Below are 10,628 nucleotides of genomic sequence, written 5' to 3'. Positions count from 1 at the left end.
GTGTAGGAGTGAGCCTGCTCGCGATGACGGTGTATCAGTCGACAGAGATGTTGAATGTAAAACCGCTATCGCGAGCAGGCTCACTCCTACAAGGAGCACGCGGTGGATTGCCTGTAATCCATCGCACTTTATGTAAACCGCGTTAGATAAAAACAGTTAATAACAATAAAGACGAGGATGTAGGGATGAAAAAGAAACACGTCAATGCCCGGTTGATCTGCCAAGTGTCGGCTGCGGCGGCTTTGGTGCTGGCCGGTAACGCCATGGCGGCGGATGCCTTCAGTTCCGATTCGAAATGGATGACCGGCGACTGGGGTGGCGAGCGTACCAAGCTGATCGAGCAGGGTATCGACATCAAGGCTGACTACGTTGGGGAAGTCGGTGGCAACCTGCACGGTGGCTACAACGACGACAAGACCGCGCGTTACGCTGACCAGTTCGGTCTGGGCGTGRCACTCGATCTGCAAAAGCTGTGGGGCTGGGATAACACTCAGGCGAAGATCCAGCTGACCAACCGTAACGGCTACAACATCTCCAACGACCGCGTTGGCGATCCGCGTGCCGGCACCTTGAGTTCGTCGCAAGAAGTTTACGGCCGTGGCCACATGGTGCGTCTGACCCAGTTGTGGATTCAGCACCAGTTCTTCGACAACAAGCTCGACGTCAAGGCCGGTTACTTCGGTGAAGGCGAAGACTTCAACACCTTCCCGTGCGACTTCCAGAACCTCGCGTTCTGCGGTTCGCAAGTGGGTAACTGGGCGACTAACATCTGGTACAACTGGCCCGTCAGCCAGGCCGCGATTCGTGTGAAGTACAACATCAACGACGAGCTCTACGCGCAGATCGGTGCGTACAACCAGAACCCGTCGCAGTTGGAACACGGCAACGGCTTCAAGCTCAGCGGCAGTGGCACCAAAGGTACCGTTCTTCCGGTCGAGCTGGTCTGGTCGCCGAAGGTCAACAGCCTGCCAGGCGAATACCGTGTGGGTTACTACAAGAGCACGGCCGATGCCGACGACGTTCGTGAAGACGTCAACGGTTTCGACGCAGCCACCACTGGTGATGCCTACAAAACCCACAGCAGCAAAAGCGGCTACTGGTTTGTGGCGCAACAGCAACTCACCAGCCACAACGGTGATGCTTCTCGCGGTCTGAATATTGCCGCCAACGCCACGTTCCACGACAAGGACACCAACTTCATCGACAACTACCAGTCGGTGATGTTTGTCTACAAAGGCCCGTTCGACGCGCGTCCGAAGGATGACGTCGGTATTGGCGCGGCGCGTATCCACGTTAACGATGACGTGAAGAAAAACGCCGAACTGCTGAACGCTTCCAACGGGGTTTCGGACTACGACAATCCGGTGTTCTCGCCGATTCGTGAAACCGAATACAACTACGAGATCAACTACGGCTTCCACGTCACCAACTGGCTGACCGTACGTCCTAACCTGCAATACATCACTCACCCGGGTGGTGTGGATGAAGTGGACAACGCTTTGGTCGCTGGCCTGAAAATTCAGTCTACGTTCTAACGCGTCTGCGATAAGCTCCTCTCTATGTGCGCATATTTGCGGACAGCCCAGGCTGTCCGCTTTTTTTTGGGGGCTGGCGCAGCCCGTAACAGATGAATTCGGAACCGTGGCAAATGCATGAGCATCCGCTACAACGCTTCTTCAAATCCCTGCGTGAACAACCGGTGTTCGCCTGGGAGCGCTATCAGATGCGCGACGTGTTGGTGATCGATCATCCGCTGTGTCAGGCGGTGTTCAGTCGTCAGGGCGCGCAGTTGCTGCACTTTCAGCCGCGTGGGCAAAAGCCGTGGTTGTGGTGCGCGGCGAAGTGGCCGCACGTGGGTGCCATTCGCGGTGGTGTGCCGGTGTGCTGGCCGTGGTATGGCCGTCATCCCAGCGAAAACGCCTGGCCATCGCATGGTTGGGCGCGCTTGCTCGACTGGAAGCTGCTCGACAGCAGCAGCGCCGAAGACGGCGTGCGCCTGCATTGGCAATTGCAGCTGTGCGACTGGCAGGTCGACCTGCACGCGCATCTGGGCGAACGCATGGAATTACGCCTGAGTACCGAGCATCAGGACGACATGCCATGCCAGTTGAGCCAGGCTTTGCACGCTTACTGGCGTATTGGTGATGTTGGTGAGATAGCGCTGTCTGGGCTTGAAGGGGCGCAGGGCTATGACCAGTTGAACCGGCAGATTTGTCAGCAGGAAGGCGAGTTGCGGGTCGATGGCGGCTGTCAGCGGGTGTTCCAGCATGACGGTGAATTGCAGCTGAAAGATCACGCCTGGCAGCGCGAGTTGTGCATTGATACCGGTGACAGTGCGGATACGGTGGTGTGGCATCCGGGCGCGCGGCCGTTGTTGGGCGTGACGTGGGATGAGATTTCGGAGTTTGTCTGCGTGGAAGCGGCGGCGGGTGGGACTGACAGCCTGCATTTAGCGCCGGGGGAGAAGGCGCATTTGAGTTTGCAGGCGTGGGCGGCGGCTTGAGTGTGTCAAGTACACCGCTACCCTCACCCTAGCCCTCTCCCAGAGGGAGAGGGGACTGATTGCGGGATATTGGAGAGTTTCACCGAAATGAAAGATCGGCTGTGAATCCATAATCGACTCGGTCTCTCAGGTCGATGCATGACGGAAGACACGTCGGTCGGCCCCCTCTCCCTCCGGGAGAGGGCTGGGGTGAGGGTGCTTTTGATCTTTAGTTGAATTCATCCCCAACCGGATACCGGCTCGCATTCAAGCTCTCTTTGATCTTGCGCAAATGCGGCTGGAAATCCACGCCACGACGCAAGGTCATCCCGGTCGCCAACACATCCAGCACGGTCAACTGAATGATCCGCGATGTCATCGGCATATAGATGTCAGTGTCTTCCGGCAACGGAATGTTCAGGCTCAAGGTACTCGCCTTGGCCAGCGGCGAATTCTCCGCCGTCAAACCCAACACCGAAGCACCGTTCTCCCGAGCAATACGCGCCACTTCGACCAGCTCACGGGTGCGCCCGGTGTAGGAAATGATCACGAACAACTCGCCGGTGTGCGCCACCGACGCAATCATCCGCTGCATCAACACATCGGCGTGCGCGGTGACGGCGAGGTTGAAGCGGAAGAACTTGTGCTGCGCATCCAGTGCCACCGGTGCCGAAGCGCCGAGGCCGAAGAAGTGGATCTGCCGCGCCTGAATCAACAGGTCGACGGCGCGGCTGATCAGGTTCGGGTCCAACGCCTGACAAGCACTGTCCAGCGAGGCAATGGCACTGCCGAAAATCTTTTGCGTGTACGCCTCGGGATTGTCGTCGGCCTCGACCGCGCGGCTGACATACGCCGCGCCACTGGCCAGACTCTGCGCCAGTTGCAGTTTGAGTTCGGGATAGCCGCTGACACCGAACGAACGGCAGAAACGGTTGACCGTCGGTTCGCTCACCGAGGCTGCCTGGGCGAGGGCGGCGATGCTGAAGCGGGTGGCCTGCTGCGGGTTGAGCAGGATCACCTCGGCGACTTTGCGTTCGGCCTTGTTCAGGTCTTCAAGGCGACTCTGGATCTGTTCCAGTAAATTTCGCACGCGGTCCATATGGAATTCCTAATTCACCTGCGCAAAGGTGCGCCGGGCTATGCAAATTGGGCCTTTGATATGGCCCGTAACGGTGGCCTATCCTACTGATGCGTCCGAGCGACCACCACTCGGAATCTGTATTTTGCGAAAATGTTGTGGTTATTACTACATTTTCCCTTGAGTGATGCCTTGAAAAAAGGTATTTGTAGCTTAACTTGATAAAAGAACAAACATCATGCCTTCGATTACGGTTGAACCGTGCACCTTTGCCTTGTTCGGCGCGCTTGGCGATCTGGCCCTGCGCAAGCTGTTTCCTGCCCTTTATCACCTCGATGGCGCCGATCTGTTGCACGAGGACACGCGCATCATCGCGTTGGCCCGTGAAGAAGGTTCCGAGCAACAGCACATGGCGTTCATCGCCGCCGAACTGCGTCGTTATGTGGGCAAAGAGCTGGACGAGGCCGTCGCCGAGCGTTTTCTCGCACGCCTGACCTACCTGCACGTCGACTTCCTCAAATCCGAAGATTACGTGGCGCTGGCCGAACTGGCTGGCAGCACGCAACGCATGATTGCCTACTTCGCCACCCCTGCGGCGGTGTACGGCGCGATCTGCGAAAACCTGGCGAAAGTCGGTCTGGCAGAAAATACCCGCGTGGTACTGGAAAAGCCGATCGGCTCCGACCTCGAATCCTCGCGCAAGGTTAACGACGCCGTGGCGCAGTTCTTCCCGGAGAACCGTACCTACCGCATCGACCACTACCTGGGCAAAGAAACCGTTCAGAACCTGATCGCCCTGCGTTTCGCCAACAGCCTGTTCGAAACCCAGTGGAACCAGAATTACATCTCCCACGTGGAAATCACCGTGGCCGAGAAGGTTGGCATCGAAGGCCGCTGGGGCTACTTCGACAAGGCCGGCCAACTGCGCGACATGATCCAGAATCACCTGTTGCAGTTGCTGTGCCTGATTGCCATGGACCCGCCGGCCGACCTGTCCGCCGACAGCATCCGCGACGAAAAGGTAAAAGTGCTCAAGGCCCTGGCGCCGATCAGCCCGGAAGGCCTCACCACCCAAGTAGTGCGTGGTCAGTACATTGCCGGCCACAGCGAAGGCAAATCCGTACCGGGTTACCTCGAAGAACCGAATTCCAATACCCAGAGCGACACCGAAACCTTCGTCGCTTTGCGTGCCGATATCCGCAACTGGCGCTGGGCCGGCGTGCCGTTCTACCTGCGTACCGGCAAACGCATGCCGCAAAAACTGTCGCAGATCGTCATCCACTTCAAGGAACCGTCGCACTACATCTTCGCCCCTGAGCAGCGCCTGCAGATCAGCAACAAACTGATCATTCGCCTGCAACCGGACGAAGGCATTTCCTTGCGCGTGATGACCAAAGAGCAGGGCCTGGACAAAGGCATGCAACTGCGCAGCGGCCCGCTGCAACTGAATTTCTCCGACACCTGGCGTAGCGCGCGGATCCCCGATGCCTACGAGCGGTTGTTGCTGGAAGTGATGAACGGCAATCAGAACCTGTTTGTCCGTAAAGATGAAATCGAAGCCGCGTGGAAGTGGTGTGACCAACTGATCGCCGGGTGGAAAAAATCCGGTGACGCGCCCAAGCCGTATGCGGCGGGGTCGTGGGGGCCGATGAGCTCCATTGCATTGATCACGCGGGACGGGAGGTCGTGGTATGGCGATATCTGATGTGCAACTGCCTGCGGGCGTGAATGCCCACGAATTCAAAAGCCCGGTGTTGTTGGCCGAAGGTCTGGCGCTGAACGTGGCCAAGCAATTGAGCGAAGCCATTGCTGCACGCGGCAACGCGGTGCTGGTGGTGTCTGGCGGTCGTAGCCCGGTGGCGTTTTTCCAGCACCTGGCCAAGCAAGAACTGGACTGGTCGAAGGTCGTCGTGACCCTCGCCGACGAGCGCTGGGTACCGGTTGAACATGCCGACAGTAATGCCGGTCTGCTCAAGCAGTATCTGCTCAAAGGCCCGGCGGCCAAGGCGCAGTTCCTCAGCCTGTATAGCGCGGCGGCCAACGTCGAGCAGGCTGCTGAACAGGCTGATCGCTTGCTTGCCGAATTGCCGCCGATTGACGTGCTGGTATTGGGCATGGGTGATGACGGCCACACCGCGTCGCTGTTCCCCGACAGCCCGAACCTCGCCGAAGCGCTGCAGGCTGATGGCACGCGCCGTTGCTGGCCGATGCTGGCGCCAAGCGTGCCGCGTCAACGCCTGACCATGAGCCGTGCGCTGCTGGCCTCGGCCAAACACAAGATTCTGTCGATTTCCGGTCAGTCGAAACTGACCACCCTGAATGCCGCACTGGCATCCGACGTCGCCGCCATGCCGGTGCGCGCGTTTCTGCAACCTACGTTAGAGATTTACTGGTGCCCATGAGCCAAGGAACAGCCGCTATGACAACCCCATCCCCGACCGTTTCCATGGCGGACAAAGTTGCCCTGATCGACAGCCTCTGCGCCAAGGCGCGGATCCTGCCGGTGATCACCATCGCTCGCGAACAGGACGTGCTGCCACTGGCTGACGCTCTGGCTGCCGGTGGCCTCACCGCGCTGGAAGTGACCCTGCGTTCGCAGTTTGGCCTCAAGGCCATCCAGATCCTGCGCGACCAGCGTCCGGAATTGATGACCGGTGCCGGCACCGTGCTCGATCGCAACATGCTCGCGGCTGCCGAAGCCGCTGGCTCGCAGTTCATCGTCACCCCAGGCATCACCCGTGACCTGCTCGAAGCCAGTGTCGACAGCCCGATTCCGCTGTTGCCGGGCATCAGCAACGCCTCCGGCATCATGGAAGGCTACGGTCTGGGTTATCGCCGCTTCAAGCTGTTCCCGGCTGAAGTCAGCGGTGGCGTGGCGGCAATCAAAGCCCTCGGCGGTCCGTTCGGCGAAGTGAAATTCTGCCCGACTGGCGGCGTCGGCCCGGCCAACATCAAGAGCTACATGGCGCTGAAAAACGTCATGTGCGTGGGCGGTAGCTGGATGCTTGATCCGGAGTGGATCAAGAACGGCGACTGGGCCCGTATTCAGGAATGCACCGCTGAGGCACTGGCGCTGCTGGACTGATTGTTACCAGACACTTCGTTGTGTGTTCTACGGCTTTACGGTGCGCTTGGTCGGTGCACCGTTTTTTTTGCCTTGAAGAAAGTGTCAGGACATCACGCGATACATAGTTACCGCACAGCCGCGTTTGCGTGGCGCTAATCTGCGTTCATCTTACGGAAGAGAGAACGCCTCATGGACGACCATCAATCTTTAGCTTTATCAGTCAACGCTCTGCACCCGCGGCAGTTGCCCGTGGTTGGCAGTTTCGATTGGCACAACAGCCAGGGCAAGGTGCGCAACATCAGCGCGGGCATCGAAGGCTTGCCTCTTCTATTGCGGCTGGCCCTGGTCGATGCCATGACCGGCGAGCCGGTCAGTGGCGCCGTGGTCCGCATCGAGCAGCACATTGGCACCGACACACTGTGCGGCAGTCAGTCGACCGACAGTAAAGGCATCGTTCGTTTCACCAGCCTTTATCCGGATCGGCAAACTGCCTTTTCATGCATCGCTCTGAGCGTCGCCATCGCCAATGACGATCAACAGCCGCAGCTGTACCAAGAGGCCTGGGCGGGGCGCCTGCATCTGCCCTGTGCCTGCAATTGCACAGCCACTGATAACGATGCCGTTCGGCTGGCGTTGCGGCCGATCACAGACGATGGCCCGGAGGACGGCTACTTCGGCAACCTGACGATCGGCGTCGACACCTTTGCACTGTCATCGCAGATCGGCGTGGCGGGCTATGACAAATACCTGATCACGGTGTTTTAGCGCAGCTCGTTCAGCGCCCGCACCAGTAACTGCATGTCGGCAGCGGTGGTGGTCAGCCCCGGTGTAATGCGGATGCTCGGCCCGCTGGCTGCGCCATGGCGCACCACGGTGAACAGGTTGTAGTCGTTGAGCAGATGTTCGGCCATCGCCTGTTGATCGTCGTGCCGAGTGAAGCGCATGGATGTGATGCCGCAATACAGCCGAGGGTCGTCTGGCGTCATCACTTCGATGCCCGGCAAGTGCCGCACCGCGCTGACCCAGAGGTTGCGCAGATAATTGAGGCGAGCGCCCTTGGCTGGTGCGCCGCCGAGGGAACGGTGCTCTTCGAACACCAGCGGCAAGGTCATCAGCGCCGGAATGTTGGGCGTGCTGTACGAAGTGCGCGCACGGATGTCATTGCCCGGGTAATGCATTTCACCCATGTCCGGATCAATGTCGGCCAGGCGGTGTGGCGCGATATAGAGGAAGCCGAGGGTGAGCGGTGCGCCGATCCATTTGTGCAGGTTGTATCCGGCGAAAGCGATGCCGAGGGCATCAAGATCGAACTCGATCTGACCGAGTGCATGGGCGCCGTCGAGGATGACATCGACGCCATGCTCTTTGGCCAGCGCGGCGATGGCTTGCACTGGCATGACCAGACCGGTGCGGTGAGTGACGTGAGTCAGGGCCATCAGCTTGATTTGCGGATGACCGACGAAGGCTTCGCGGTAAGTCTCCACCAGGCTGTCGTAGCTCGCCGGGTGCGCGTGAGCAATCTCGATCACCTCGGCGCCGCGCTGCCTGGCGAGCCAGCGCATGGCGCCTTTGACCGTGTCGTATTCCAGATCGCTGATCAGCACCTGATCGCCCGGTTGCAAGCGGTTGTAGTTGCGAATCAGCGACTGCAGACCTTCGGTGGCATTGCGGGTGAACGCCACACTCTGCGCACGCACGCCAATCAACTCGGCCAGTTGTGCGCGGATATCGAGGTTGTCGTGCTGCTCGAAACGCTGGCGCACGTACACCGAGTTGCTGGTGTTGATCAGCTCGATGTTGCGCTGGTATTCCTCGATCACCGTGCGCGACATGCGCCCGAAATAACCGTTTTCCAGGTTCACGGGGCCGGGTTGAACGTCGTAGCGATCGGCGAACGTTCGCCAAAAGGCTTCGTCACGGGCGCGGCGGGTGTTATCGGGCATGGTCGGCTGACTCAAGAGAGAGGAGGGCGCTTCAATGGCGCGGGGCAGGTTTGCCGTGTTTGGCGCGCAGCGGTTCGAGCAGGTCCGAGAGGCCGTTATGGTCGATCTCCTGCATCAGCGCGAGCAAGCCACCGAGTTCGCCGTGCGGGAAACCTTCGCGGGCAAACCAGTTCAGGTATGGGCCTGGCAGGTCGGCAATGATCCGGCCCTTGTACTTGCCGAAGGGCATTTCGCGGGTGATCAGCAGTTCGAGTTTTTCGGGATTCATCAGTGAGATCGTCTGGCTTCAAATCAGCTTGGAAAATACAGGCATTCTGCATGCAGGCCAAATGACAGATCATGCAAATAACCGTGATACAGATAGTTCACTTATCTTTAACTGGCTGATTTATAAGTGTTTTTTAAAAATAAAAAAGCTGGCATGCACACTGCAATATCCCTTGCATCTTCAACCAATCGCAAGGAATTGAAAAATGACCGACATGAATAAAGAAGCCATCTCTGTACTCAATGACCTGATTGAAACCAGCAAGGACGGTCAGGAAGGGTTCAAGACTTGCGCTGAAGACATCAAGCACCCAGAACTGAAAACCCTGTTTGTAACTCGCTCCGCTGATTGCGCCACCGCTGCAGCAGAACTGCAAGCCGAAGTTCGCAAGCTGGGCGGCGATCCGGAAACTTCCACCAGCGTTAGCGGTGACCTGCACCGTCGCTGGGTCGACGTCAAAGCCATGTTCACCGGCAAAGACGAAGAGGCAGTGCTGAATGAAGCCGAGCGAGGTGAAGACCATGCGCTGAAGGCCTACAAAGAAGCTCTTGAGAAAATCAGCAAGMACAATCTGGTCGGCATTCGTGATCTGGTTGAACGCCAGTACCACGGTGTGCAACGCAACCACGACCAGGTGAAAGCCCTGCGTAATCAGGCTCGCGCTCGTTCGTAAGCGTTTGCCGGTTATAAAAAACGCCAGCTAGTCTGGCGTTTTTTTGTGTCTGGGGGAAAGCCAAAGCAAGAGCCCCTCACCCTAGCCCTCTCCCGGAGGGAGAGGGAACTGATCGTGGTGTTCTTTCGAGGTACGCCGACCTGAAATATCCAGTCGAACTCAAGATCTGAAAACCACGGAGATCGGCTCCCTTTCCCCCTCGCTCCTCTGGGGCGGTCCGACGTTTCGGGAGGGCTGGGGTGAGGGGGAAGCTCTCACTGACACCCCACCAATCAATCAGCCAATGCTGATCGGCGGCAAAGTCGGCAACGTCACCGTCTGCTGCTTACGCGGCGCCAGAATCTCAGCCTCGCCATCCACCACCAGCTCATCACGCTGGTTGAACACACGAGTGGCAATGCGCACGCGAAACTTCGGCAGCTTCTCGAGAATTTCCAGGCGCACGGTCAGCGTGTCACCGATCTTCACCGGTTTCTGAAAGCTCATCTGCTGACCGATATAAATAGTGCCCGGCCCAGGCAGCTCGCAGGCAACGGCGGCACTGATCAGCGCGCCACTGAACATACCGTGAGCGATACGCTCCTTGAACATGCTCGCGGCGGCAAACTCGGCGTCCAGGTGCACCGGGTTGTGGTCGCCCGACATCGCGGCGAACAGCTGGATGTCGCGCTCTTCGACGGTCTTGCTGTAGCTGGCGGTCTGACCGACTTCGAGGGCTTCGTAAGGGATGTTGGTAACCTGGGTCATCGGTCTCGATTCCTGTGACGGATTCAGTGAATCCACAAAAAATTATTCGCTGCGATGAGGGCGCGGATGGCTCAAGGCCTGATCGATCCAGGCCAGCACATCAGCGATCACTTCGTCGCGGTTGGTTTCGTTGAACAATTCGTGTCGTGCCTGCGGGTAGATCTTCAGTTGCAGGTGCTGGCTGCCGGCGGTGCGCAAGGCATTGGCCAGATCTGTCAGACGCTTGCCTTCACTCACCGGATCACATTCGCCGCCGATTACCAGCAGTGGCAGGCCCGGGTCGATCTGCGCGAGATTGGACGCTTTGCTGATCTGCTGCAAGCCGCCGAGCAGGTCGATCCACAGTTGATTGGTGCAGCGAAAGCCACAC

Annotated in this window: 12 protein-coding genes; 7 read left to right on the top strand and 5 right to left on the bottom strand. The window is 58.6% G+C overall.

The features are described 5' to 3' along the window. Window positions 1–185 precede the first annotated feature (185 nt). Window positions 186–1,535: a carbohydrate porin gene (locus tag AC1DVF_RS27570; protein ID WP_477783473.1), complete on the top strand. Its 1,350-nt coding sequence runs from the start codon at window positions 186–188 to the stop codon at window positions 1,533–1,535. Between the two features lie 113 nt (window positions 1,536–1,648). Continuing rightward, window positions 1,649–2,503 (top strand): D-hexose-6-phosphate mutarotase, encoded by an 855-nt coding sequence (locus AC1DVF_RS27565; RefSeq protein WP_093430701.1) that lies wholly within the window; start codon window positions 1,649–1,651, stop codon window positions 2,501–2,503. 208 nt (window positions 2,504–2,711) lie between these two features. On the opposite strand, the gene AC1DVF_RS27560 is transcribed toward AC1DVF_RS27565, so the two are convergent. After that, on the bottom strand, window positions 2,712–3,572 hold the full coding sequence (locus AC1DVF_RS27560; protein WP_171057240.1) for a MurR/RpiR family transcriptional regulator: 861 nt from the start codon (window positions 3,570–3,572) through the stop codon (window positions 2,712–2,714). A 226-nt stretch (window positions 3,573–3,798) separates the two neighbouring features. Between AC1DVF_RS27560 and zwf the strand changes: the two genes are divergently transcribed. From zwf to AC1DVF_RS27540, 4 genes are all read left to right on the top strand, one after another. Then, window positions 3,799–5,265, top strand: a complete 1,467-nt coding sequence (zwf, locus tag AC1DVF_RS27555; RefSeq protein ID WP_064119140.1) for a glucose-6-phosphate dehydrogenase — start codon at window positions 3,799–3,801, stop codon at window positions 5,263–5,265. Then, window positions 5,252–5,962 carry a 6-phosphogluconolactonase gene (gene pgl, locus AC1DVF_RS27550; protein WP_034153386.1) on the top strand — a complete coding sequence of 237 codons (711 nt, stop codon included), beginning with the start codon at window positions 5,252–5,254 and terminating at the stop codon, window positions 5,960–5,962. The genes zwf and pgl overlap by 14 nt, the downstream gene beginning before the upstream one ends. A gap of 17 nt (window positions 5,963–5,979) precedes the next feature. After that, window positions 5,980–6,645, top strand: a complete 666-nt coding sequence (locus AC1DVF_RS27545; protein WP_008082815.1) for a bifunctional 4-hydroxy-2-oxoglutarate aldolase/2-dehydro-3-deoxy-phosphogluconate aldolase — start codon at window positions 5,980–5,982, stop codon at window positions 6,643–6,645. Between the two features lie 171 nt (window positions 6,646–6,816). Continuing rightward, window positions 6,817–7,392: a peptidase associated/transthyretin-like domain-containing protein gene (locus AC1DVF_RS27540; RefSeq protein ID WP_099756992.1), complete on the top strand. Its 576-nt coding sequence runs from the start codon at window positions 6,817–6,819 to the stop codon at window positions 7,390–7,392. Here AC1DVF_RS27540 and AC1DVF_RS27535 read toward each other — a convergent pair. Next, window positions 7,389–8,570, bottom strand: coding sequence for an aminotransferase class V-fold PLP-dependent enzyme (locus AC1DVF_RS27535; protein WP_093430459.1), 1,182 nt, complete (start codon window positions 8,568–8,570; stop codon window positions 7,389–7,391). The genes AC1DVF_RS27540 and AC1DVF_RS27535 overlap by 4 nt on opposite strands. 31 nt (window positions 8,571–8,601) lie before the next feature. After that, on the bottom strand, window positions 8,602–8,838 hold the full coding sequence (locus tag AC1DVF_RS27530) for a DUF3820 family protein (protein ID WP_003227425.1): 237 nt from the start codon (window positions 8,836–8,838) through the stop codon (window positions 8,602–8,604). A 205-nt stretch (window positions 8,839–9,043) separates the two neighbouring features. Between AC1DVF_RS27530 and AC1DVF_RS27525 the strand changes: the two genes are divergently transcribed. Further along, window positions 9,044–9,511, top strand: coding sequence for a ferritin-like domain-containing protein (locus tag AC1DVF_RS27525; RefSeq protein ID WP_477783472.1), 468 nt, complete (start codon window positions 9,044–9,046; stop codon window positions 9,509–9,511). Window positions 9,512–9,787: 276 nt separating this feature from the next. Here AC1DVF_RS27525 and AC1DVF_RS27520 read toward each other — a convergent pair whose 3' ends face one another. Further along, window positions 9,788–10,258 (bottom strand): MaoC family dehydratase, encoded by a 471-nt coding sequence (locus AC1DVF_RS27520; protein ID WP_093099066.1) that lies wholly within the window; start codon window positions 10,256–10,258, stop codon window positions 9,788–9,790. A gap of 42 nt (window positions 10,259–10,300) precedes the next feature. Next, window positions 10,301–10,628, bottom strand: a 328-nt coding sequence (locus tag AC1DVF_RS27515; RefSeq protein WP_477783471.1) for an alpha/beta hydrolase, incomplete at its 5' end; no start/stop codon positions are given.

The sequence above is a fragment of the Pseudomonas sp. P4_D7 genome (assembly GCF_056401755.1).
This window is presented reverse-complemented; position numbering and strand designations above follow the sequence as displayed.